Below are 24,106 nucleotides of genomic sequence, written 5' to 3' on the forward strand. Positions count from 1 at the left end.
TACACCCACTCAACTTCACCGGGGTGGCCTTTGTTCCACACCGGTGTTCGCCCACGGCGAAGCCGCCATGTCGATTCTCATTTGATGTGTCGTCTTCTCATATTTCTGTCGGTAACTTGTCGCCCTTCTCATCTGTTGTCGCAGGTGAGACCATAGAGAGGTGTCCGCGCGGATCCGCTCCGCATTGAAGGTGGGGCTGAGTTACGCGACCGAGGAGCTCGGCCGGGTGGACACGGACGTGCGTTCCGCGGACGCGGAGTTGCTGGTTCGGGGCCTGCCAGTCCGGCGAGTTCACACTGCGGCGGGCAAGAGGCACTACACCGGCGCCTTTTGGTCGTCGACCACACGGACTCAGCACTACTACGAGAGCCGCTTGGAGCTGGACCGGCTGTGGCTTGCCGACTTCGATCCGTCCGTGGCGTGGATGGCTGCGCAGCCGTTCTGGCTGTGGGGACGTGACGGCACGGTCGTTCGTCGGCATGTGCCTGACCTGCTGTTGAAGCTGGGTTCGGGTTCATTCGTTGTGGTCGATGTCAAACCAGCGACGTTCCAGCTGGAGCCGAGAGCGGCGGAGGTCTTGCGGTGGACCGCGGGTGTGTGCGCCGCCAAGCAGTGGCGTTACGAAGTGTGGGGCGGGGGCGACAAGATCGAATTGGCCAATATCCGGTATCTCGGCCGCGCACGGCGGCAATTTCTTCGCCCGAAGCGCGACATGGACTTGACCGCGCACTGCGATCCTGCCGGTCGGCCGTGGCGTGAGATCCGGGCCGAGCTCGTCCGTGCCCAAGTCAGTATTCCTGACCTGTGTATTTCGGCGATGTTGTGGCAGGGACGCTGGGTTGCTGATCTGGCCCGGCCTCTCGACAGCTCATCGGTGTTGCGCACCGGGGAGGCGTGGTCGTGACATCGACAATGCAGCTCGGGATCGGCGTGACGGTGTGGATCGCCGGGCGTAGCTGGACGGTGCAGTCATTCGACGGTGGGACCGTTGTTCTTATTTCCGCTGACGAGGTCATGCGGGTCCAGATTGGTGAGTTGGCGCGCATCGCCAGGCTGATGGAATCCGATCCGGGGTCGGATCCCGCGAGCGCTGTCCCGGTCGGGATCATGCTGACCAGTCTGAAGCCGAGGAAACTGCGGAAACTGGAGAAGCGGGCGGCGTACCTTCGAGAACTCGGGGCGGTGCCAGCGTCGGAGCGTGCTCCGGCCTGCCAGAAGACGGCCGCGAAGTTAGGAGTGTCTGTACGGACTGTGCAGCGTTGGCTGGCCGCGTATGAGACGGCAGGCATCGCTGGTCTGGTCGATTCGCGGATTCTGGGGAGAACTCGTCGCGGTGTGCATCCGCTGTGGGACGAGGCGTGTCTGGCGGAATTGCGGCAGTACACGAACCGGTCGACTCCGTCCAAGGGCTCCATCATCGATTCCACCGCGATCCGGCTCGAAAACGAACATGGTCCTGGAGCGATCCGGCTACCGTCGCAGGCTACTGCGTACCGGCGAGTGGCAGAACTGTCCAAAGGCAAGTATTCCTTCGGAAGCGCCAAGGCTCGTAGGTCTGTCGCGAACCGGCCCGGCACGCCCTACGGAAGGCTGCGCGCCACACGTCCCGGCGAGTATGTGGTGCTCGATACCAATGACCTGGATGTCTTCGCGATGGAGCCGGTCACGTTGCGGTGGGTTCGGGTCAATTTGACCGTGGCGATGGATCTGTACAGCCGTTGTATTCTCGGCTTGCGGCTGTCGCCGATCTCGACGAAGTCGGTTGACGTCACCAATGTGCTGTTCCAATGTGTATCGCCGCAGACTGCCGCTGAGGGCGGCATCTGGCCTTTCCACGGCGTTCCGGGCACGGTGCTGGTCGGGCATGAAGACATCTCGCCGGTGAAGGTGTGGCATACGGGTGACCTGCTGGCGTGTATGCCGGAGACGGTGGTCTATGACAGGGGGCCCCAGTACATGGCTGCGCATGTCCTGGGCGCCTGCCAACGCTTCGGTATCAACGTCCAGCCGGCAATCCCATACAAGCCCACCGACAAAGCAGCCTTGGAGAGATTCTTCCTGACCCTGCGACAAGGCCTGCTCCAGCACCTACCGGCCTACAAGGGCCCTGATATCGCTTCCCGCGGCGCGGATGTGGAGGGCGAAGCCTTCTATTACGTGAGCGAGTTGGAACAGATCATCCGCGAATGGGTGGGATCGGTGTATCACCGCTCGCGGCACTCCGGGTTGTGTGTCCCGGAGTGCGCAGGCGTGAAGTTGTCGCCAAGTGAGGCTTTCGAGATCGGCGTCGCCGCGGCGGGCGGGGTGACGCTACCGACGAGCCCCGACCTGGCCTACGAATTCCTCGACGTGCAGTGGCGCCACATCACTCACGAGGGTGTGTCGATCGACAATCGTCTCTATGATGGTCCCGGTATTGGTGACTACCGCGACACCCTCTCCCCATACAAGGGAAATTACGCGGGGAAGTGGCCGATATTCGTCGATGTCCACGACATACGGCAGGTGTACTTCCGAGATCCCGATCCGGGGCTTTCACAGTCGGCGAAACCACTCTGGCATACGCTGACATGGGAGCACGCGGCGGCTTTACACCAGCCGTTCAGTAAGGACGCCGCTGAATACGTCAAGCGAGTATCGCTGCGCGAAAACCGGTTTGTCGAGCCTCGCCAAGCCGTGAGGGAGCTACTCGAACAGTGGAGCCGCGGCCAAGTCGAAACCCGCCGAGACCGCAGCTTGGCTCGCCGTCTCAGCGCCCAGCGAGCCACCTACGTCACTGCACCGGAAGATACTGGTGGGTCCCAGGAGCGGCGGGAACGCGCCTCTGCTCCGGGTGTGGCCGACCTGCTCGCCGAACGCGACGCGCGCGCCGCGCAGGTCGAAGCGGCCGACGACCTGGACGTATTCGCCCAGTACTACATCGAGCATCCCGACAGTGACGGCTTGGAGGTACTCGACTGATGAGTAATCCGTGGGCCGCCTGGCTGGCCGAGCATGACACGCGCCGATTCCCGCTATCCCGCAAACAGGGCTGGGATGCCTTCGCGAACACGCCGCCGCGTCCGCGGTTCGACACCTTGACCCGTGAACAGATGTCGCAGCTGAGCGAGGAAGAAGTCGCCGATTACAACCTGGCTCGCTACGTATGGCATGCCAATCCACCGGTGGTCAAGACCCAGCAGCTCAGCGCCGCGTTCGCGCTAATCGATCAGGTGATGTGTGAGAACCACCGCGACAGCGACCGAGTCAAGGGCGCGGTGGTCATCGATGCCAAACCACGATTGGGCAAAACGACCATCGCCGCGCGGTACGCCAAGCAGTTCCATCTCGAACAGATCCGCCGCTACGGACCGGTGACAGCAGAGGGAAACCAGCGCCTACCGGTGGCGTTTCTCTCGCTGGCGGCGGGGATGACACTCAAGGACCTCAACATCAAGATGCTGCAGTTCTACGGCCATCCAGCCGCGCGGGCCAAAACGAAGTCAACGCTGGGATCATTGGCTGTCGACTGCGTCCTCAGCTGCGATACCAGGCTCATCGTGATCGACGACCTGCACTTCATCAACTTCCGGCATCGCAACGGCGTCGATGTGTCGAACCACCTGAAATGGCTGGCCAACGAGATGCCGGTCACGTTCATCTATACGGGGGTCAGGCTGGCGCACAAACACTATTTCGACGAAGGTCTGCTGGGTGAGGAAGCCGAATACGCCCAAACCGCGGCGCGAACCACACCGTGTCCTGTCGTTCCCTTCGCCATCGACACCGCGGCCGGCCTACGCGCCTGGACCGACCTGCTACACGCCTTCGAGGCACACACGATCCTCGCCGATGCCCATCGCGACATGCTCGCAGACCACGCACGCGAGCTATTCCGACGCTCGAAGGGCCGTATCGGGTCCCTGACCGACCTGTTCGATCGCATGTGCTCGCTCGCGATCAACACCGGCGCAGAGACAATCGACGCCAATATCGTCGAGCGAGCAATCGCCGATGGCGCTGCCCAATCCCGCCTCCGGGCCCCCGCCTGATCCTCAAGATCCTGCACGCTGGCTGCTGACGCCGGTGTGCCCCGGCCGCGACATCGATGCCTGGCCCCTGGCCGTTCCGCGGTATCACGATGAGCAGTTCGAACGGTGGCTGGGCCGAGTCAGCCACCGTTACGGTGTATCGCTGAGCCAGATCGTCAAGACGATGGCGCTGCCCTCGATGTCGGAAGACAGCAAAACCGGCGCCGTCATGGCAGTCATGCTGGACTTCGCACAGTTCGCGCGAACGTTGGGGCTCCCGCACAACCAGACCGACGGACCCGCGGAGCCCGATCAGGCCGCTATCGCCGTCGGAAACGCTGTAGACCCACTGAGAGCTGTGCAGCCGATTACCCTCGACCGTTGGTGTCCTGCTTGCCTCGCGGCATCGGGGTATTGGCGGGAGCAGTGGCTGGAATGGTGGGCATTGGCCTGTCCCGAGCATCGAGTCGAACTGGTGTCCCAGTGCCCGAGCTGCGCCAAGAAGCCGTGGTCCTCTCGGTCGTGGGTTTACCGGGCCGGCCCGGTCGACCGGTGCCCGGAGAAGATGCCCGGCTCACACCGGTCCGACTTCTGCGGAGCCGACCTGACACTCGCTCCCGCCAAAACGGTCGACCCGGCCCTGCTCCACGCGCAGCTGCTGTTCGCAGATCTGCTCGATTGCGCCTTCGAGGCACCACAAGAACATGTCACCCTCGGCGAATTCACCGTTCCACGCACGATGGGCCTGCACGCTCTGTGCTGCCTGGCCGCGGCCCTCGCCGACCGGAACGGCAACCGCCCCGACGACTCCCATCGGCTCGTGCGGGCCCTCGCCGATACGTTTGCCCTGTTCGAGGACTTGGTCGCCGACCGAACCAACCACGCACTCGACCTCCTTCTGGCACCGTCCGGCCCGTTGGATCCGCTAAGCACCGGTCGGGGCACAATCACACCGACACCGAACCCACTGCTCACGGCCGCGGCGCTGCGCCGACGCGAGCACCTGATGAAACCGGCTGATCACCTGCTGTTCCGATGTGGACGGACCCACCCGGCGCTGCCACCGGCCCAGCTGGACACCGCCCGGCAACAGCAGGTCGCACCTAGCGACCTGCTGCCCGACCACCGCACCGTTCCGCTCACCGTGCCCGCGACCTGGGTCCCACAGCAACTATGGCCGGAAGCGATCGACGGTATCGGCGATAAGCCCACCACACGCAGTGCGGTCGCCATCTGCCTGTTGCGTCTCGGTCGGGACATACCCACCGGGGCAATGGCATTGGAGTTGGGCCACCCGTGGCAGTCGGCCCGCCGCATCGACGCCGAGATCGCCCGAATCTTCGGTCACCGCCACTGGATGCAGCGGCTGCACGACATCGAAGACCTCGCCTCGAAGCTGCACCACGCGCCACCACCCATCGACTACCGTGCGCGCCGCATTCTCGGCACCCAACCCGAACTCCTCGACACCGCCCTCGACACCGCCAACCACCGAAACCACAGGGAGTCCGAGCAGCTCACCCCCGAGGTGAGAGCACGTTTCTGGGAACGGTTTACCGGCAGCGACATCGCCTGGGCTCCCCCCGTACTGGCTCAGTACTTCCGCGGCACCGCCTACACCCGCTACACCCGAACCCGTCTGGCATGCGACATCCACTGGGACCACACATTTCGCTCTGGCCTGGATACCCTACGAACGATCAGCACCCTGCCCGTGATCGGGCCGCTGGACTGGACACCACCATGGCTCGCCGGAACAGGTCGCGTCACCGCCGGGGCCTGGCAACGCTTCCCCTACCAGCAACTCTTCGACGACCAAGCCACCGACCCCCGGCCTCTGCTCGCCTACACGGTACTGACGGCCCTGGTACCCGACTGGGAAGCAACCGAAAACATATCCCACTCACCGGTGCCGACATCCGATCGCTACCGCTTCTTCGACGCGGTCCCCCAACTGCTTCACGGCAACCGCGGCTCGCTGCGATCGACCCCGTACCCAGGAGAGGAACACCTCGGCGCAATGGTCGCACGCACATGCGGCACACCGGATGCACCACTGCTGCAATTCCTCCTACCGCACCTACACCGATGGCCTCACCGCCAAGACTGAAAGTGCAACGCACCCTGCTCCCAGGAACACCGGGCCGACGCCTGCAGAGTCCCTCACCCGTACCGGCTCCTCCACAGCCAGCCCCCGAACGTGGACCGCCAAGTCCTCGAGCGACTGAGCCACCAGTGGCGTGCCATTCAAATTCCTCATCTACCGCTCCCTCGAACAGGGTTTCGAACTTGCCGAGACAATCGGCACATCACCCGTCTCGCCTGCGAACTGCGCTGGCCCTACCTCCGGTCAGCGCCCAACTCTTCGCTCGGCCTGACCTGCGGTGCCGCTGGAGCAGTGCTTTCGTAGCAGAGTCTCACATCAGGGCATCGCCTCGAACGGAGTGGACCGGCCGGCGGCGCACTGGACAGGCGGGGTCTGAACGTCGAGGGTTAGGCTACGCGTTCTCGTCCTCGATAGGTTCAGTGATCCACTCCGGAGGTACGAGCGCCTGGTTGTTGCTGTAACGCCAGCGTTCGACGACGTGATCACGGAAGAGCGGGGCGGTCAGATCGGCGTGTTCGACGACTATGACCTGAAGGGCACCGTCGAGGGCCCGGGTGGTGTTGACGATGGTCTGGTAGACGTTCAGCAGGTGGCTGAGGTCGCGGGTGGGCTCACCGTAGTCGGCGGGGAAGTACACCTGGGACGGCTGGTCGAGGATCAGCGTCCGCGGGACGGGTGCGCGGTGTTCGCTGAACCACTCGTGCAGGCTCAGCAGCGTGGCGATGTGGTAGCCGAGGTGGTTTTCGGCGCTGCCCATGTCGGCGAGTCGGACGGGGCCGTCATTGGTGTCGGCGACGACGGTCAGCCGGTTGACGTCGAGACGGACGGGCGCGTCTGAGTGGTCGAGTACGAGCGCTGCTGCTTTGGTGCGGATGTTCTGGCTGATCAGCGATAGGTAGCTGGTGAGCCGGTCGTTCTGGGTGTCGTCGCTGAGGAGATCCTCCAGTTCAGCGATCTGCCGTTGTAGGTCCTCGCGGCGATCCTCGACCTGTGGGCCACTGACGTGTTGGGCGGTGGTGTCGAGGTAGAGACTGATGCGGCCACGCACATGGGCGGCGCGCTGCGCGTCGTCCGGCTCCTGCTGCAGCGCGCGCAGCCCGGCGCTGATCTCGTTGATTTCGTCCTGGTTGCGGGTGAGAGCTGCGCGCAACTGCTGCAGTTGCTCCTCTTCCCGGGCCAGTTGCCGTTGCAGCGCAGGCGTGTCGCTGCCAATGACCTGCAGGTCGCCATCGAGTCGCTCTAGGTCGCGCATGATGGCGGTCACCGTGCTGTTGGCCGAGGCGATCGGGCTCTCGCACACCGGGCAGTGAGCGGCCTGGGAGGCGCCCTGGTTCACCCGCATCAGCCCGAGGGACGCGAGGCGGGTGCGCTGCTCGCGTGCTTGTCCGGCGAAGTCGTCATTCTCCTCGAGCGCGCGTTTGAGGTCGGCGATGCGAGCCCGAGACTGTCCGACTGCACGGCGTAGTTGAGTACGCCGGTCAGTGGCGGCGGCCAGCGGATCGCCGTCGCTGTCGCGGTGGTTCTCAGCCGCGGGCGCGAGCTGGATATCGCCTTCGAGGGCGAAGCGGAGCAGGCCGGAGACTTCCTCGGCGGTCGGCTCGCTGTCGCGCTGTGAAAGCAGCCCTGCCTCGAGCGCTTCGGTCAGCAGGGCTCGGGCCTGGCCCGAGGCTGGGCCGAGGTCGCGGCTCTGGGCGAGTTTGGCCTCGAGATCGGAGAGGTCCCGGCGCAGCAATCGCAACCGGTTGCGTCGCGCAGCCTGTTCGGGATCGACAGCGCCGAGGAAGTACGGGATCACGCCGCGGATGGTGTTCGGGCGCCACTCCTCGCCTTGGGAGTGGAACAGCAGATCGGGGTTGGCGACCTCGTTCTGTGCCTGGAAGCAGAAAAACAGCGCGTGACGGATCGAGGGAGCGATGGTCTGGGCGCGGGCAAACGCGGGAACCTTGACAGTCCGGTCGATCCCGGAGAAGTCGCTGAGGAGGTCCTTGGCGACGTCCAGCGGTGTCGTGAAGGACAGCTCCTCCAACGAGGGAGTTGGGGTGCCAGCAGCCTGGGAGAGGATGCACAGCACCGTGCTGACGGCGGCTCCGCGCTCGGGGGCACGTCGAGCGACGAAGAGCTGCTGGCCCGGTTTGACCAGGGTGACGGCGTAGGCGCCCACATATTTGCGGACTTTGCCGGCCTTGACGGGGTGGTCGGAGCTGGCCAGGCAGTAGTCGATGATCGTCAGTAGCGCGCTTTTCCCGCGCCGGGAGTCGCCCGTGACGATATTGAGGGTGCCGGTGCGGAAGGGGACCGTGCGGGCCTGCCCGGGCTGCTTGCCGTAGACGGTGACCGCCTGGACCTGAAAGGTCACGCTTGTACTCCCAGGAGGGTCAGGACGGTGCTGATACTGCCGGTGCTGGGCAGCCAGCGCCCGAGTAGCTGGGCAGCCTGCTGAATCGCGGTGTGCTGCCCGGGGCCGTCGTTGACGGCCTTCACAGCCCGCGGTGTCAGGGTCAGCCCGGGGCCTTGCAACCTGAGCACATCGCTCTGCAGAGCGAACAGCAGCCCCGGCCGCACGACGGTGGCGAGGGCGGTAGCGTTCAGGCCCATCGCTACGCGCACGGCCTCGTTTGCGTCGAGCCAGCCCATCAGCCCTGTTCGGGTGGTGGCCGGCAGCACCGCTCGGATGGACGGCTGGAGGGCCATGACCGCGGCGGTCACGGCGACCGGAAACGGGCACGCCGAGCGGTACTTCTTCTCGTAGCCCTGCACGGCCCGGACGCACACGAGTGCGGTGAAAGCCGGGTTGAACAGGGCGCGCTCCTCCCGACTGAGGTCAAGATCGGCCATCAGCGGCTCCGGCTGGCTCGAGCAGGGCAGCCAGGCGGGCGGTGAAGTCCGGGTGCCACCCGACCTGCAGCTCGTCCGCGAGCATCTGGTAGGAGCCCTTGGTGACGAATACCTCGTCGCACCCGGGGCGGATGCGCATCCGGGCGTCGTGGTCGACCCACCGATAGATCAGCTTGGCCTGACGCTTCATCTCTTCTTCGGTGGCTTCCTCGCCGAGTTCCTCGCGCATCTCCGCGAAGCGCGACTCCCACTCCTGCACGAGTCTGCCCTCGTAGGCGCCGAGCTCCCCGGTACGCACCAGATTCTCGTCGGCCCAACGGGATCGTTGGGCGAAGGCCCGCACCCAATCTCGCACCGCGTAACCAATTCGTTCGGTGCCTACGCCGATCAGCCGGAGTTGATGGACGAAGATCTTGTCGGCGGCATCGACGGCGGCCGGGGACTCAGCAGTCAGCGCGAAGATGTCGGGGTCGATGGGCAGGTTGTGTTCACCGATCTGGTTCCGTAGATCGTTGAACAGCTCGTCGAACTCGGCGCCGGTCACGGGCTCCGATCCCGGGTAACTCATCTGGACGGACGCCCGTTCGAAAAACCAGCCCTCCAGGCGCTGAAGAAAGGCCTCGGCGTAGCGTCGCTCGACGGCCAGATTCGCGTAGCCCAACAGGTCATTCCTGATCTCATCCATACCCGGTGCACAACCGATGACTTCGATGCGGCTGACGAGTTCGGCCCGGGATCGCTGGTCGAGCGCGTCGAATGCGTCGAATGCCTTGGCGAGAGTCTCGCTCTTCGACGAGCGGCGAGCCTTGACGAGGCAGTCGGCGGCGGCCTGCTCGTCGCGGTGCCCAGTATCCTTGGGCTGCAGAAAGTATCCCGCGCTGCGCTCAGGCAGCTCTGCGGTGGTAATCAGGTAGAGGCTTGTCTCGGCAAGGTCGATGCGCTTCTCGGTGACCGCCTGCGACCAGACCCTGAGTGTCTTCCATAGGTCCGACGACAGGTCCGTCAGTTTCACGTTGTCTGCCCGCTTCTTCAGCTGGGTGAGCTCGGTGCGTGACCCTATGAGGGCCTGGACGTCGTCCGTTGCCTCAATCGCCACGCTCCACTCGATCCCGCCCCTCGAGAGCTCCACACATCGCTGGAGAGCCACGCGCAGCTGGTAGAGGTAGCCGAGCGCTGACGCCGATGCCTCGAAGGGATTCACAGGGCTGTTCATACCCCATCGCCTCCCTCTGATTACCGAGTACAACGATCATTACATGGCCGTGGCGCAATTCGAATACCGATTTTCGAACTTGCCCAACCCTTTCGAGCGCGGTCCAGCGGTCTGTCGTAGCTGCGCCGACTTTGCCGACGGCCCGCGAATCAGCGCGAGGTGGGCGGCTTGGTCATGCCTATCACGATGATGCCGGGCGGGTGCGGATCAGCTCGTGCGCAGCGAGAACGTCAGCGGTGACTTGGGCGAGTCGTCGATCGTCCACGCCATGTATCTCGGCGGCATGATCGACAGATCCGGAGCTCGGTGCCGCTGTCGTCGCGGTTGTGGATGGTCTGGGCGTAGTAGCGGCCGAGTCCTTCGTCGCAGCCCCGAGGCGCCGTGCCGCTGCCCGCTCGACGACGCGAAGTCTCAGTTTCCGACACATAGTCGCAGCGCTCCGAGACGTCCATCCGTGCGAGCTGCTTCATGCCCACGCAGCCGCTCGAACCTTGTATACCCTCATCCCGGCCACAGCAGTGGGTTACCTCAATCGTGAATGCCCGAGGCAGCCCACTCGTCGCTGAGCCGATTCAGATTTGCCCGCAATGCCGGAGAACGCTCACCTTCGGCGACTTTCACCAACTTCGCCCAGCGCAGCTTTCCGCTGGTGACGGCCTGCGCCAGCGCACGCGATAGTGCAGGCCACCCGCCGTCGACGGTCGTCTCCCAGCCGCCCCGCAGCAGTTCGAGTGCCGCGATCTCGCCCGGAGTCAGCGACGTGCGTTGCATGTTCGCTCGGCTGGTCACCGCGACCGGCAGTCTCCGGGGGGAACTACCGGTCACTGCCAATGTCGGCCTCGACGGCACCTGTGTGGTCAGACCGAACCAGCGGGCAGCAGTAAATCCTGCTGGACCGACACCTCGAGTACCCAGCACCGCGAAGGCGATATCGGTGGATGCCGGAAGGGCCATACCGTAGCGGGTGCGCTTGCCCTTCCAGTACACGCCCTTGGCCACCCGGACCAGCTCGCCACGTTCACGCGCACGTTTGAGCGCTGATGAGGAGGCAGCAGCCGAGCCCGGCAAGCGGCTGGCGTGAACGAAACTGCCCACCGGGATGCTTTGCAGCTTCTCGGTAGCAGCACCCCACACAGCAGCCATGATCAAAGACTACCGAAAACAGCCTCCACCATCAGCCGTAAAAGCAGATCTCTACATGCCGTTTGTATCGCGTGCGATACAATAGGTGGGTCGATGCGATTTCTGTGTAGACCTATCAGCGCGGCATCGGGGTGACTGCGGCGTGCGATGATGCCGCCATGCCGGTGCCGGAAGCCTCGCTGACTCCGCAGCAGAGGAGGGAGCGCAAGATGAGGCGCGACGCAGTCGGCGCCGCTATTCGACGTGCGCGTGAATCGGCCGATATGACTCAAGATGAACTGGCCGAGGCCTCCGGTTTGTCACGGCCGTCGATCGCCCGAATCGAGTTGGGCACCAGCGGCGTGCAACTCGATCGGCTCTTCGAACTGGCCGAGGCGATGTCCACCACGCCCTCCGCGCTGCTCGCCGACGCGGAACGTGAACTCGCCCGCCACCACCAGCGATGACCACGCTTCTGCCGTGGATCCGGAGGCCGATCCGCTTCTCGGCGCCGATTCCGTGGCGGCCCGCGAGCGTACGCATTCGACAGCGGCGGCGATGTTCAGTGGGCCTGCCCGCTGCACACCGCGGCGGTGGTTGACTCTGTTCCGCATCGACTCTCGACTCCTTTTCCTACGGCGCTGCGATCGGAGCCTGCACTACCGCCGACGGCGGATTGCGGTGGCCGGAGGTGGCCGATTCGGGTGGCTCCGCATCCGGGTGAGTTGCGTAGTAGCTGGCTGGCACGAGTGTCACAGCGCTACGGTGTCGGGCTGCGGGATCTGGTCTGGGACCTGCGCCTCGACGACGGGTCGCGGCGTGCGCCGGCGCTTCTGATCGATTCGGCTCCCGCCCGCTGGTGCGCTGCGCTGGGCATCACCCGCGAGTTGTTTCCGGCCGCTGATTGCGACAGCGACTGGCCGTATACCTCGTGGAGTCCGATCGATCTGCGGAGGCCGTCCCCGGGCCGGTATTGCCGACGTTGCCTCGCCGAAAGCGGGTACTGGCAGCGGTCGTGGCTACGCGTGTGGATTCTGGGATGCCCCCGGCACATGATTCGGCTCTCGCAGGCCTGCCCTTCGTGCGGCAGGCGGCCCTGGTCCGACCACGCCTGGCAGTCGATGCCCGCGATACCCCACCAGTGCCTCAATCGCCTGCCGGTCGGCTCGGTGGGCGGACGGCGCAGAGTCCGTCCGATCTGTGGCGCCGATTTATGCCTGGGCCCGACTATTGGGCTCTCGGCTGACGAACTGCTAGCCCAGGACCTGCTGACCCGTCTGCTCGACGAGGCCGCTACCGAATCCTGCGGTTCCAGGCGATGCCACGGCGTCACGGTGACACCGGCCATGCGGCTGCATGTCTTCACCGAGTTGCTCACCGAGAATCTGGCAGTCGGCGACGAGAACGGCCGGCCCGGTTTGGCGACCGCACTGGCGAATACCGCACGGCAGTTCACCGCGTTCGATTCCACGTCACGTATCGACGGCGCGGTTCCCCGACAGCGTAGGGTGATCAGTCCGCTGGGTTCAGGCCGGATCGTCCTCCGTCGCCGGCACAGTCCGATCGTCACCGCCGCCTGCTTGGCCGCACAGGGCACGAACTTCGCGCCGGCCACCCAATTGCAGTACCGCACCGGGCGCCGCCGGCCGGCCTATCCGATCGACTGGCTGCCCCAGCAGTACGAGCCGGCTCTGCTTCTTCCCGAGCACCGCACGGACCCCCTGATCGTTCCGCTCGAATGGGTACCACAACGCCTGTGGCGCCATGAGGCCCTGGGCGAGCCCACGCCCGGTCGCGCCGTGGTGCTGGCGATGTGCCTGCTGAAGCTGGGCCGCACTGCGGGATGGGCGACGATTGCGAGCTGGCTCCACCTGCCCCGCACTGTCCGCGTCACTGTCCGGACCGAATTGACCGACCTGCGCAGAACAGGCGCCTGGAATGGGATGCCCGCGGCATTGGAGCAGGTGTTCGAGACCCTACGACATGAGCCACCCCCGATCGACTATCAGGCCCGACGCAAGGCTGGCGCGCTACCAGGTCTGATAGACCAGGCGTTACGGGAGGCAGTCGACGCAGAAGCGATCACGGAAACCTCACCTGCCGTCCGCGCCCGCTTCTGGGAGCTGCTCACCGGAGGCTACGCCGCCTACGATCCGACCGGCCCGGCATCACCGTGTGTCGGCGACCGCTACCCAGGAATCGGTGAGGATCCCCCCTGGCTCACGCTCTTCGACATTTTCCGCGAGATCAGTCCCGTATCGATCGAAGGGCCACTGACATGGACGCCGACATCAGGCGCGGGCCGGACTCGTTAACTCACGCCAACAGGGGAATTCATTGCCTCATCGCGCGGCGATCCAGGCGTATACAGGCCGCGCCTCGCGCCACCGCGCTATCCGTTCTTGTCACCGCACCGCAGCAGTTGTCGTGCCATAGTCATGACGTATGGTATCGCACGCGATACATTTGGCAGGGCGTCGAGGTGTTTTGGCGTCCATGGAACCAGGTCACCGGCCGCGCCGTGTCCTTCGGCTCAGCGCGCTGTCGGTCGGTGACAGCAGTGAGGTGTTCGAACCCGTAAGCGATGTTAGGAGAAAGCATTGTCGATATTGATCGTCACCGGCACGAATCTCCCAGGAGAAAGGCGACCGGGCCCGTTCGTCATCGGTCCGGTGCTCAATCTGGGCCATTCGGCGAGTTCCTCCGGGCGGCAGAAGTGAGGAAATACACCGACGAGTTGAAGGCCCACGCGGTGCGTTCCTTTCGTGATGCAGACCCCCAGCCATCCATTCGCCAGCACGCACGCGATATCGGCGTGAATCATGAAGCACTACGTTCCTGGATCCGGCAAGCAGATACCGATCCGGGAGACCGTGAGGGTAAAGCGTCAGGGGATCTGATAGCCAAGAACCGGGAGCTCAGGAAACGGATCGCAGACCTGGAGAAGACCAACTCGCTGTTGCGTTCGGCCAGCGCCTACTTCGCCTCGGAGATCCATCACGCTCAGCGGTAGCCGACATCTCGGATCCGTTGCCGGGACAGCGATTTCCTCGATGACGAGGCAGGCGCCGTCCGGACCGCTCTGCCCTCGAGAACGAGCCGATGCGGCCCCTGCCCGGATCAGGCACGGTTCGTCGTGCGGCGGGCCACGCCAGCCAAGCGACGCTGTCGGCCTTATTCGATCGTGGGAGGGGCGACCGAGCCGGTCGGGGCCGGTCGTCTTACCGGGTCGGTTCGATGACCGCGGCCCACAGCGCACAGGAGTTCCAGGCCCGTTCGGTGATCAGCGCATGTCCGTCGAGGCCCCAGGCCGGCCCCCAACTGTTGCGCACGCACACCAGATGGTGGCCGGCCGGAAGGTCGTCTAAGGAGTTGTCGAGCCGGGCGATGCCGACGACGGTGATCGCGTGGCCGTCGCTGCCTCGCTCGGTACCGTCGACGATGCCATGGGAGGGATTACGGAACGCTGTGGGGATCCGGATCACAGCTACTGGTAGTAGTTCGGCATCGAGCTGGTCGGCCAGTCGTGTGGGTGTGTGGGGAACCCGTCGAGGCGCGGCGGTGTGGAACGGGCCGGTGACCGCGGCCGGGGGATGGTAGGCAGCGGTGTCGCTGTGTCTCGGGTCGTAGGGCCACTGGTCCCGCGGAGGTTGACCGGAATCCCGCAAGGCCCGACGCAGGCCGAACAGGGTGCCGTGGCCTCGTGGTCCGCACGCCCAGTGCAGGTACTCGATACTGAGCGGGCCTAGTCGGTGGTGTTCGTGAGCGGCGGTGGCCGCCCACGCCAGACAGGTCCGCCGGATGCCTTGATCGCCGACCGCGTCGGTATGTGCACGACGGTCGGCGAGCCAGGTGAGGTTCACGCTGCCGCCAACTCCTGGACTCGACGCCCGTTCTGCTCTGGTGCCAATCCCTGGTCGGGCAGCGTGCGTCGCGGCGCCGCGCTCACCGTGACCCGGCACATCGCCATCGGCGCCACTGTCGGCTCCCACTCCCGCCGCAACCGCAGCTGGAGCGTGTGTCTCCCGCTGGTCCCGGGCGAGACAACGAAGATTCTGGTGCCGGGCCCTGGCAGGACTAGATCCTGGTCTTGGTCGGCGAAGAGGCCGAATTGCCCGTCGTGTTCATCATCCTGCGCAGGTTCGGTGAAGTGTTCCTGGTGAGAATGGAATTCGGCGAGCAGGTCGAGCCCGGCCGGTGGAAGGCCAGGACCGGTCGGCGCTGCAGTGGCAGGTGCGACGTCGATTTGGGAGCCTCCATCCCACCGCAGCCTGGGTGCCGACGCGACCGAATCTCGCGCCGGTCGTGCGGGTGGGTCACCGAGGCTCCAGGTATAGCCGGTGCCAAGGTCTTCGGGGACACGGATGTGGATCTCGTCGCCCACACGGCAGGTGAGCGATCGTGTGACCTCGGTGCCGAGCTCGAGGGCCAGGTTCAGCGTCCACAGGTCCGCGCGTGCGTCGGCGATGGCGGGGCCACCGCGTAGCGCGTCTTTGGCTCGGCGCACACCGGTTTGGGAAAGCGTGGCGGCGGCCCGGCGATCGAGTTTGTTCAGATCGGCCAGCCCCCACACCATGGCCGTGTAGCTGACAGCGAGGTCACGGCTAGCGAGGTAGATATCGCCGGCGGTGGGGTCGGCAGCGGCCCCGAGTCGGCGCAGGGTGTGGTTGACCAGGGGGCCGGGCATCAGTAGTGCGGCCGCAAAGGCTTGTGCCTGGTGTTCGCGGACGGCCACCTCGGCGCCGGCTTCGACGGTGTCCTGGTCGTCGGTGTGGCTGCCATGACCGAGCAGATGGTGTCCGAGTTCGTGGGCGCAGGTGTAGCGCTGCAGCACTTCGGGGTGGCGGCTGTTGACGACGATGCCCGCGGCCGCGTTGTCGTGGAGATAGAACCCGTAGGTGCTGTCCATCGGTTGGGCGGCCAGCCATACCCCGAGACGTTGGGTGAGCGCGAAAACGTCCACCGGCCGGTCCATGGGTGTGCTCATGCGTTGATGCAGGCGCGTAGCGCGCATGCGGGCCTCCGCGAGCGCGTTGCGGCGCGTGAAAGGGCTCATCGTGGCACCGACCTATCTCGGTCGTGGCTGGCCGGCCTCGTCGTCCAGTTGGGGCGCGGGCCCGGCGTTGCGTAGGAACTCTGCGAAACGCAGTACCTGCATTCGGTCGCGATCGGACAGGGTTTTGGCCGTGCGGAACAGGGCTGTTGTAGTTTCGTCCTCCTCGACCGCGGCTCCCAGAAGGCGATCGACGCTGGTGCCGAACAGCTCGGCCAATCGTTTGAGTTCTTGTCCGCTGACTTTGCGGCGGCCGGTCTCGATGGCGCTGACCGCGGCGCGTGAGGTCTTGAGAACTTCGGCGACCTGCTCCTGTTTGAGGTTCAGGTATTCGCGTTCGCCACGGATTCTCTCGGCCAGACGCCGCCCCTCGTCGTCGACACGGATGTCGTCGCGTCCACCGTCGTGGGCGGTCATCGTGGGCTCCTCTCTTTCCATGGTGGTCGGCCGGACCGGGTGGGTAGGACCGCGATCGCTGCGGCGATCGCGAGGTCGGTCTCGTGACCGAGCGAGACCGACCATTCCCACAGGTGAGCGTCCTCGGGCCAGGGCAGCCCGGCGATCGGGTATACCCACGGCCTGCCGTTTGCTTCGCTTCGGATTTCGATCTGTTGCGGACTCAGCCCGCGGAATCCGCTGCCTACTGCTTTCGCCACGGCCTCCTTGGCCGCCCATCGCCCGCCGAGCCGGTCGGCGCGGCCCTGGCAGTATCGCAGTTCGTCCTCGGTAAAGGTATTACTCAAAAACCGCGATGCGGTGGCAGATTGCAACTGCCGCGTCAGGAGGGTGAGGTCGCAGGCATCCACACCGATCCGCACGTTCAGCCCCTGCGGCCCGACCACGCAGCCGGCGAGCAGGTCACGCGCACGTCGCGCACGGTCGGAGTCTGCGAATCCGGCCTGATCCTGCGGATCCGGGCCTCGCCAGGTCGAGGCGGTCATGACGTGGCAACCCGTGCCGGTGACGGTAGTTCCAGGTCGCTCCAGGATGCGCCGAGCCCGCGGTTGGACACCTCGATCGGACCGACCTCGCCTTGTGCCTCGGCGGCACGGGCGAGCAGGTCACGGTTGTGCGCGGTCGTGCCCATCTCGAGGTCGGCGTGGGTACCGACGATCATCATGGCGCCGACCTCTCGGCCGCTCTCGCGTGCCAGAAAATTCAGCAACCGTGCCAGGCCGAGGAAGTTCCCGTACGCGCGGGCGATGTAGTGATGGCGGCGGTAGAGCGCGGTCAGATGTATCGCACCATCGAGCACGGTGAAACTCAGATGCGCCAGACACGGATTGCCCCGGATACGCCGGTCCTGCGGGCCGATGACCAGCGCATCGGCCGTGAGAGCGTCGCCGACGAGCTCGGTCGACTCACCTGGGAAGGTCAGCGGCGCCTCGTAGCGGTCCGACCATGTCTTGCCCTCGGCGAGCACGTCGAGGAATTTTTCGAGCTGGTTGACCTTCGACCCATCGGCACGCGGATAGGAGACCAGGCGTCCGAAGTAGGTGCCCCACTCGTTTCGGCGCCGCTCGTGCAGGTCGCCTACACGCTGGGCTCTGTCGAAGAACTCGGCGGCAGCGCCGGGATGACCCGGGTTGTACATCGAGATGGGGAAGATCGTGTTCGCCACGGTGTGGACACTGTGCAGGGTCGGTGGCCTCTTCACACCGTTACCGCGAGCCAGATCGGCCAGCGACTCTTCGAGCACCCGGCGTATCCCCAGATCCTCACGCAGGGGATCGGCGATGCTGACAGCCAGATTGACCAGGGTCCGGCCCCGAGCCCGGGCCAGTGCCTGCGCAGCTTGCAGCCATGCGTCGCCGATATCACCTGCGTGGATGGAGGTGGCCATGGGTCTCATCATCGTCGACCGCCCATCGCGGCGGTGATCGCGGTCTGCAACGCCCCCACGGTGGCGAACTGATCGCGGCGTAGATCCGCCGGTTTCGGCAGATGCCAGGTCAGGCCCAGAATGTGCTCAACGTGTGCGACCACCCATTCGGCCAACCTGCTTTCCAGCTCGAAGGCGTAGTCACCACCCACCGCGGTGATCGCATCTTCGACCTCGTCGGGGGTCACGACGTTGAATTCGGCGATCCCGGCAACCAACGCATCGCGCAGAACGTCTTCGTCGACCATCGCTACCTCCTCGACGCTTGACTTCCAACCACAATAATGTGAGCGTGATTGATAATCAATCATAGATGGGGTGGATGATGGATTTCGACGGTTACCAGAGTGAGGCGTGGGCCTACGACCAGCATCAGGGCGATCCCGAGCGGGCATTGACGATCGCCCTGCTCGGGCTCGGAGGTGAAGTGGGGACCTTGCAGGCCAATCAGAAGAAAATCGTGCGCGATGGCGCCATACACCGGGACCACCATGCGGTCGCGGTGGAGGATCTCGGCGACATCCTGTGGTACGTCGCCGACACTGCGACCTGGCTGGGCGTCAGGCTCGACGAAGTGGCCGGTGCGAACCTGTCCAAGATCGCGTCGCGCTGGCCGCGGCAGGGCTCACCGCTTCCCTCTGACCAGCCGCAATCACCGGCGAGAGTGGCGACGGCGCCGGTGGAGCGCATTGGTCCCGCGCGAGTATTCGACCGCCTCGACGCGCCCGATACCCAGCGGTTGCCCCGCCGGCTAGAGGTTCTTATCGCGCCGTCCCCGCGCACGGTCGAGGGTCTGCCGCCGCTGGTGATGCCGGTGAGCGGCGATAGGGCGTGCGGAGATCCGTTGGGTGACAATGCCTATTACGAGGACGGCTACCGCTATCACGACGTCTTTCACCTCGCTCATCTCGCGATTCTCGGATGGAGCCCGGTGGTGCGGGCGCTGTTGAAACGCAAGCGCAAGTCCAGCCCGCGGATCGATGATGTCGAGGACGGGGGGCGCGCTATCGCGATCGAGGAAGGTCTGTCGGCATTCGTGTTCGAAGCCGCCGGTCGCGCAAGCTATTTCGCCGGGGCAACGGTGGTGGACAGCGAGATCCTGCGCCTGTGCCGCCGGATGACCACCAATCTCGAAGTCGGCGTGTGCACCGAGATGGAATGGGAGAGGGCCATCCTTGAGGGCTTCCGCGTCTGGCGGGCGGTGCACGAGCTGGGCGCGGCGGCGGTGTTGTGCGACCTCGATGCCCGGACCCTGACCGCTCGGCCTCTCACCGACGCCGAGCGTGGGCACCACGCTCGGGTCTGCGAACGCACGATCGCCGAGAAGAGCGGGGACGGAGGGTCCGAGGTTCGGCCAGACATCACGGTGTAACGCGGTCGGTTAGTTCAGTCCCCATTTCGGGGGGAACCACGCGGTCACCCGATCAGGAACGGGCGCGAACAGCTGTTTGATCCGGGTCCTGCCGCTGTGGCCGGCGACCTCCGGGTGCATGACCCGCGCGTATTTGTCGACTTCGCAGAACAAATTCTGGCAGTCGATCAGTTGCAAGGGGCGCCGGCCGCCCAGACCGGTGAAGACCAGGCCGAGCCGCTGGAAGTGGTCGTGCTGATGCTCGGCCATATAGCGGATCACATCGGCTTCGATGCCATTGGCGGCGGGGCCGAAGCATTTGCGAATCCCGTCGCGCGCGCCCGGGCCTGGGACGACGAACTCCATCTCATCGAAGTTCAGAGCGGTCGAGTAGTTCAAATCGATCGCGAACTGGAACGCCAGGAAGTCCCCCATGGCGGGATAGGCCACCAGCGCGTGGAAGACCTCCTGTAACGAGGTGGCCGCGGCGAGCTGCTCGGGTAGGCCGGTGGCCATCATGTGCTGCAGCAACCGCAGGTGGTTGGTGTGTTTGCGGTCGGCACCGAGGCGCGGCGGAGGCACCACATAGGCGGCGGAATACAGTTTGCGGCCCTGCGCGAACTCCGTAGTGAGAACCTCGTTGAAAGCGTTCAGGTCGAACTTACGCCAACTCACCGGGCCGAAGACCTCGTTCAGCAATTGCCAGGTCGAGACCTTGTTGAACAACTTGAACAGCAAGGTCCTGAACAGCACCTCGTCGAGGTCCTGATCACCGCGATAGCTCACCTCTCGGATCAGGTATTGGCTGACCCGGTCGGCCGCGCGATAGCAGTTGGTGAAGCGATGCCGCAGCAGCACAGGGTCGGCAGTCCACGGCCCCGCCCGCCCCGCCAGACGTGCCTCATAGATTTCTTGACGGCGAGCAGCGAAACGCCAGTAGGTGTCGAACACCGGCGTCGGTCGTAGCCTCCGCCCAGCGATCGTCACCTCTGTACCTGCCATCGATGACAGTGTGCCCGCGCCCGGCTCCGACACCAGCGCGGGGACCTCCAGATCGAGCTCGCACTGCCCGGCACCGGCCGTCGTCAGCACCACCGTCGATACCTCCTATTGCGTTACGTGAAACGCGTAACGCGTTACATTGTAAGCGTGTCAGTGCAGCGGCGGGAGGTGATCCGCGATCTTTCGGCAGCGGTCTTCGGCAACCGCTATATGGTCGATGTCGTCTCGGCCATCACTCGCCTCAGCGCCGACAACGACGCCCTCACCGTCAGGATGATCGCTCGGGCGACAGCGGCCCCGCATACACAGGTTCCCGATGGACTGGTCAAGCAAGTTGTGAAACGTCTGGTCGATGCCGGCTTCCTGGATGAGCTGCCCCGCACTGGGCCGCGGGCACCGCTGTATCACAGACTCGACCGGGGCAACCGAGCCTGGACGGCGCTGGCACAGTTGAGCATCGCACTCGAGGCCGGCCCGGCCGCCGACTCCCACGGGACCGCTGAGACCCTCTGAACCACGGCGCCCGCGGCAACGTCAGTGCTACGCCACGGTTGGGTCCTCGGCTAACACCTCGACGGGCCTCCTGCGGGATCGATGCGCATTCGGCCGGTCCCAAAGCATCGCGATCGGCCCGGGCACCCTAAGTCTTGACATCCACGCCGGAGCAGCGCACGTTGAATTTGTGGCGGCTACGGCAAACCGGCAGATACGAGCGCTGGCCGGGCTCGCGCGCGAGGTCGGGAGTGGTCGCTGCTATGTGTACACCAGCGCCGGTACCGGGTGAAGAGCTATGGCCGGTCCGCATCGAGACCCGCGCCTGGACACACCGACACGTGAACATCCTGCCCGCCCCGGGGGGCACAGCTTCACCCCGTGAGCGAAACCCGCACCACCGAAGGGACCGTCACCATGACGGAAATCGGCAAGGGGGCCACCGAACACTCATCCGGGGGTCCGCCGAACGCGCACGGCGGCGGACTGCCCTATGGACCGGTAACCGCTGGCCACTACCTCGACCGGACTGCCCGCCCGGAGTCCACCGAGCGCACCTACGGTTGGGCCCAGCGCCGGTTCTTGGCTTGGTGCACCGAGACCGGGCAAACGGCGCTGCCCGCGAGCCCACGCACCGTCGAGCGGTTCCTGGCTCTGTCCGCCGACCGCGACGGCTTGGCCGCCAATTCCATCGGCGTCCTCTGCGCGGCCATCGCACGCGCCCACCAGGACAGCGGGCTGGCCGACCCCACCGCAGATCCCGCTGTCCGGGCCGTGATGGCAGAACTCCGTGCTGTACACGTCCCACAACAGACACCTGCCGCGACGCTGCGGGTTGTGGCCCGGATGGTTGAGACCGCCCAAACCACGGCGCTGACGTGGAAAGAACAGGTCGCCGCACGCCGCGATATCGCGCTGCTGTGTCTGGGCTTCGCGGCGGCGCTGCGCCGCAGCGAGATCGCTGCGCTGGTCGTCGGTGATCTCGTCGTCGAGGCCGGCCTCGCTGGCGAGCCGCTGCTGCGGCTGCGAATCCGCAGGCACGAACGAGCGCGGGCCGAGAACGCCTATGCCTATATCCCCCGGGGCCGAAATGATGGGCTGCGCTGCCCGTGGTGTGCAGTGGCGCGATGGCTCGATATTGTCGCGGTCTGCGACGGCGCGGCCGCCGTCGAGCGCCGCCGCCAGCAACAGGCCTCGATCATGGACCCGCCTGCGGTCGAGGATGCCGTGGCCGTGTCGGTGCAGCGGTTCGCACGTACCGACACCGCCGCCGCGCACAGCCATCGCTGCGACGGTGCGTGGCCGGATGCCGTTGATACTGCAGCCCCGCTGTTCCGACCGGTCGACCACGGCGGTGCCCCTCGCCCGGCTCCGTTGTCGGATCGCTCGGTCGGTCACATCCTCGAAAAGCGTTCCCGCGCTGCTGGCGTCGAGGTGATGCGCGCTCACAGCCTCCGCGCCGGCACCGCCGCCGAGGCATTCGACCGCGGCGCCACCGTCGAAGAGGTGCAGGCACTGGGACGGTGGAAGAACTCGGCCACAGCGCTGCGCTACGACAGCAGCCATGTACCCCGCAGCACTCGTGTCGATCTCGGCCTGTGATGCCCCGAGGCACAATCCACCCGCGCAGGACGAACGATGACCGGACTCCACAGCGACAGGTCTGTCACCACCGCCCTCCCTGGCCTCACCGGCGAAAAGGCCCGCGAGTGGCGGCAGTTCGTACGCTGGGCGCGGGCCACCGATCAGCCGGCGTTGCCCGGTGGTGGGTATTCGGCTGCCGTCACGCTTTCCTATCTCGAGGAAAACTCCGGAACATCGGGCATGCGGCGCAACCGCGTCACCGCCCTGAACGCCGCCCACCACCTCATGGGCTGGCCGGCCCCCGGGGACGCCGAACCGGTGCGCCGCGCTCTAAACCCCGAACGGGCCGCCCGGCTGAGCGATATGAGGGCCCAAGCCGACCCGACACTCCGCCGGCTGCCCACCACCAGCTGGCCCGAAGGCCTGTGGGGTCGCCGTGACGCGGTGATCCTGTTGCTGGGCACTGCCGGCCTGCGCTGGGCCCAGATCGCCAACCTCACCCAGAACCAGATCCGAGTCACCCACGCCGCAGTCACTGTGGGAGCCCAACCGCTGGTCGAGCTGCCCGCTACCGGTGAACCCGAGACCTGCCCGGTCGCGGTGTTCCGACGCTGGCAGGCCATCCTGGCTCACGCACCCGAACCCCGCGGTCATCTCATTGCGGAGCGGATCCTCACCGGTGCCGAAGGCGACGATCCGGAGCTACTCGAAGCGTTCTCCGGACAGCCCTATCTCACTGAATTCGATGCCTGCGGCATCGCCCACGGCTACATCGGCGAACTCGACCCCCTACCAGCCGAAACCATCGCAACAATCACCCTCGCCGCAGTACGCCCGTGCCCGGCGGCTACCGCTGCCACGGCGCTCGACCCGAACTACTACCAGCGCGGTATCGCCGCCCGGCACCGCGCCCAACCTCTCCTGCACGAGCTCGACGACATCCTCGACCGGATCGAGGCACTCCCGGTCCCCGCGGTGCTGGACTTCCCACCGGGCGCCCATCGCCCCGCGCTCGTGTAAGCACACAATCCGCGCGGACAACCAAAACCGGATCGTGAACATCACGGGCCAGGCTCCGAAAGGCCGCGTGGCCAAGGTGAACCACCGCCTCGACCGGCCCCGGTCATGAGCGTAGACAGAAGTCGCTGTCCGGCGGACCCGAGTCGCTCCCACTTCACCGAGCCAGCGCTTCAGTACCTTGACATAGCCGCTGAGGTGGCGGAGATTGACTGAGGGATGGCGTCGTCTCCGCAGGTAGCAGGCGGATGATGCGACGTATCTCCCGGGAGTGAGTACAGCACTTCGAAGCAAGCGCCGCCCTCGGTACGGCCCCGGCTGGCCGGCAAGAGCATCGGCAGTTCAACCGCAGAGCGCTGATCTGTACCAGGACCTCAGTAAGTGCACAGCCGACCAAACACAAAGCCACCAGCGATGAGATTCGAGAAGCCTCGGTGA

General features: G+C 65.6%; 22 protein-coding genes. 11 read left to right on the forward strand and 11 right to left on the reverse strand.

The annotated features are described in order from the left end of the window. Positions 1-160: 160 nt before the first annotated feature. The 4 genes from ACYR7D_RS05540 to ACYR7D_RS05555 are packed head-to-tail and all read left to right on the forward strand — an operon-like array spanning position 161 to position 6,120. Positions 161-904 carry a TnsA-like heteromeric transposase endonuclease subunit gene (locus tag ACYR7D_RS05540; RefSeq protein ID WP_459548544.1) on the forward strand — a complete coding sequence of 248 codons (744 nt, stop codon included), beginning with the start codon at positions 161-163 and terminating at the stop codon, positions 902-904. After that, on the forward strand, positions 901-2,961 hold the full coding sequence (locus ACYR7D_RS05545; RefSeq protein ID WP_459548545.1) for a helix-turn-helix domain-containing protein: 2,061 nt from the start codon (positions 901-903) through the stop codon (positions 2,959-2,961). Before ACYR7D_RS05540 ends, ACYR7D_RS05545 begins: the two co-directional genes overlap by 4 nt. Further along, positions 2,961-4,031, forward strand: a complete 1,071-nt coding sequence (locus tag ACYR7D_RS05550) for a TniB family NTP-binding protein (RefSeq protein ID WP_459548546.1) — start codon at positions 2,961-2,963, stop codon at positions 4,029-4,031. Before ACYR7D_RS05545 ends, ACYR7D_RS05550 begins: the two co-directional genes overlap by 1 nt. Then, entirely contained in the window at positions 3,994-6,120 is a 2,127-nt protein-coding gene (locus ACYR7D_RS05555; protein ID WP_459548547.1) for a TniQ family protein, read from the forward strand. The genes ACYR7D_RS05550 and ACYR7D_RS05555 overlap by 38 nt, the downstream gene beginning before the upstream one ends. Before the next feature lie 388 nt (positions 6,121-6,508). On the opposite strand, the gene ACYR7D_RS05560 is transcribed toward ACYR7D_RS05555, so the two are convergent. From ACYR7D_RS05560 to ACYR7D_RS05575, 4 genes are all read right to left on the reverse strand, one after another. Next, positions 6,509-8,473, reverse strand: a complete 1,965-nt coding sequence (locus tag ACYR7D_RS05560) for a DUF3732 domain-containing protein (protein ID WP_459548548.1) — start codon at positions 8,471-8,473, stop codon at positions 6,509-6,511. Beyond that, positions 8,470-8,952, reverse strand: coding sequence for a three component ABC system middle component (locus ACYR7D_RS05565; RefSeq protein ID WP_459548549.1), 483 nt, complete (start codon positions 8,950-8,952; stop codon positions 8,470-8,472). The genes ACYR7D_RS05560 and ACYR7D_RS05565 overlap by 4 nt, the downstream gene beginning before the upstream one ends. Continuing rightward, entirely contained in the window at positions 8,939-10,165 is a 1,227-nt protein-coding gene (locus ACYR7D_RS05570) for an ABC-three component system protein (RefSeq protein ID WP_459548550.1), read from the reverse strand. Before ACYR7D_RS05570 ends, ACYR7D_RS05565 begins: the two co-directional genes overlap by 14 nt. Before the next feature lie 528 nt (positions 10,166-10,693). Then, positions 10,694-11,308, reverse strand: a complete 615-nt coding sequence (locus tag ACYR7D_RS05575; protein ID WP_459548551.1) for a DUF6088 family protein — start codon at positions 11,306-11,308, stop codon at positions 10,694-10,696. Between the two features lie 209 nt (positions 11,309-11,517). Here ACYR7D_RS05575 and ACYR7D_RS05580 point away from each other — a divergent pair, with 209 nt between their 5' ends. The 3 genes from ACYR7D_RS05580 to ACYR7D_RS05590 all read left to right on the forward strand — a co-directional run bounded on the left by ACYR7D_RS05580 (position 11,518) and on the right by ACYR7D_RS05590 (position 14,300). Beyond that, a complete protein-coding gene (locus ACYR7D_RS05580) occupies positions 11,518-11,754 on the forward strand; it encodes a helix-turn-helix domain-containing protein (RefSeq protein ID WP_459550038.1) in 237 nt (78 codons plus the stop codon). Positions 11,755-11,991: 237 nt separating this feature from the next. After that, positions 11,992-13,602: a TniQ family protein gene (locus tag ACYR7D_RS05585; RefSeq protein ID WP_459548552.1), complete on the forward strand. Its 1,611-nt coding sequence runs from the start codon at positions 11,992-11,994 to the stop codon at positions 13,600-13,602. A gap of 269 nt (positions 13,603-13,871) precedes the next feature. Further along, entirely contained in the window at positions 13,872-14,300 is a 429-nt protein-coding gene (locus tag ACYR7D_RS05590) for a transposase (protein ID WP_459548553.1), read from the forward strand. Between the two features lie 208 nt (positions 14,301-14,508). Here the strand turns inward: ACYR7D_RS05590 and ACYR7D_RS05595 are convergent, their stop codons facing one another. The 6 genes from ACYR7D_RS05595 to ACYR7D_RS05620 are packed head-to-tail and all read right to left on the reverse strand — an operon-like array spanning position 14,509 to position 18,470. After that, a complete protein-coding gene (locus tag ACYR7D_RS05595; RefSeq protein WP_459548554.1) occupies positions 14,509-15,150 on the reverse strand; it encodes a C1 family peptidase in 642 nt (213 codons plus the stop codon). Next, entirely contained in the window at positions 15,147-16,343 is a 1,197-nt protein-coding gene (locus tag ACYR7D_RS05600; protein ID WP_459548555.1) for an ImmA/IrrE family metallo-endopeptidase, read from the reverse strand. The genes ACYR7D_RS05595 and ACYR7D_RS05600 overlap by 4 nt, the downstream gene beginning before the upstream one ends. Before the next feature lie 12 nt (positions 16,344-16,355). Next, positions 16,356-16,757, reverse strand: a complete 402-nt coding sequence (locus ACYR7D_RS05605) for a helix-turn-helix domain-containing protein (RefSeq protein WP_459548556.1) — start codon at positions 16,755-16,757, stop codon at positions 16,356-16,358. Beyond that, positions 16,754-17,281, reverse strand: a complete 528-nt coding sequence (locus ACYR7D_RS05610) for a 4'-phosphopantetheinyl transferase superfamily protein (protein WP_459548557.1) — start codon at positions 17,279-17,281, stop codon at positions 16,754-16,756. Before ACYR7D_RS05610 ends, ACYR7D_RS05605 begins: the two co-directional genes overlap by 4 nt. Then, positions 17,278-18,183, reverse strand: a complete 906-nt coding sequence (locus tag ACYR7D_RS05615) for a thymidylate synthase family protein (protein WP_459548558.1) — start codon at positions 18,181-18,183, stop codon at positions 17,278-17,280. The genes ACYR7D_RS05610 and ACYR7D_RS05615 overlap by 4 nt, the downstream gene beginning before the upstream one ends. Before the next feature lie 8 nt (positions 18,184-18,191). Further along, positions 18,192-18,470: a hypothetical protein gene (locus tag ACYR7D_RS05620; protein WP_459548559.1), complete on the reverse strand. Its 279-nt coding sequence runs from the start codon at positions 18,468-18,470 to the stop codon at positions 18,192-18,194. Between the two features lie 74 nt (positions 18,471-18,544). On the opposite strand from ACYR7D_RS05620, the gene ACYR7D_RS05625 reads away from it, so the two are divergent. Continuing rightward, positions 18,545-19,594: a nucleoside triphosphate pyrophosphohydrolase family protein gene (locus ACYR7D_RS05625; protein WP_459548560.1), complete on the forward strand. Its 1,050-nt coding sequence runs from the start codon at positions 18,545-18,547 to the stop codon at positions 19,592-19,594. Positions 19,595-19,603: 9 nt separating this feature from the next. Here ACYR7D_RS05625 and ACYR7D_RS05630 read toward each other — a convergent pair whose 3' ends face one another. Next, positions 19,604-20,668, reverse strand: coding sequence for a nucleotide kinase domain-containing protein (locus tag ACYR7D_RS05630; RefSeq protein WP_459548561.1), 1,065 nt, complete (start codon positions 20,666-20,668; stop codon positions 19,604-19,606). Positions 20,669-20,722: 54 nt separating this feature from the next. Here ACYR7D_RS05630 and ACYR7D_RS05635 point away from each other — a divergent pair, with 54 nt between their 5' ends. The 3 genes from ACYR7D_RS05635 to ACYR7D_RS05645 all read left to right on the forward strand — a co-directional run bounded on the left by ACYR7D_RS05635 (position 20,723) and on the right by ACYR7D_RS05645 (position 23,671). After that, positions 20,723-21,088, forward strand: a complete 366-nt coding sequence (locus ACYR7D_RS05635; RefSeq protein ID WP_459548562.1) for a hypothetical protein — start codon at positions 20,723-20,725, stop codon at positions 21,086-21,088. Positions 21,089-21,742: 654 nt separating this feature from the next. Then, on the forward strand, positions 21,743-22,669 hold the full coding sequence (locus tag ACYR7D_RS05640) for a site-specific integrase (protein WP_459548563.1): 927 nt from the start codon (positions 21,743-21,745) through the stop codon (positions 22,667-22,669). Positions 22,670-22,705: 36 nt separating this feature from the next. Next, positions 22,706-23,671 (forward strand): hypothetical protein, encoded by a 966-nt coding sequence (locus ACYR7D_RS05645; protein WP_459548564.1) that lies wholly within the window; start codon positions 22,706-22,708, stop codon positions 23,669-23,671. Positions 23,672-24,106: the final 435 nt, after the last annotated feature.

Source organism: Nocardia sp. X0981, assembly GCF_977089955.1.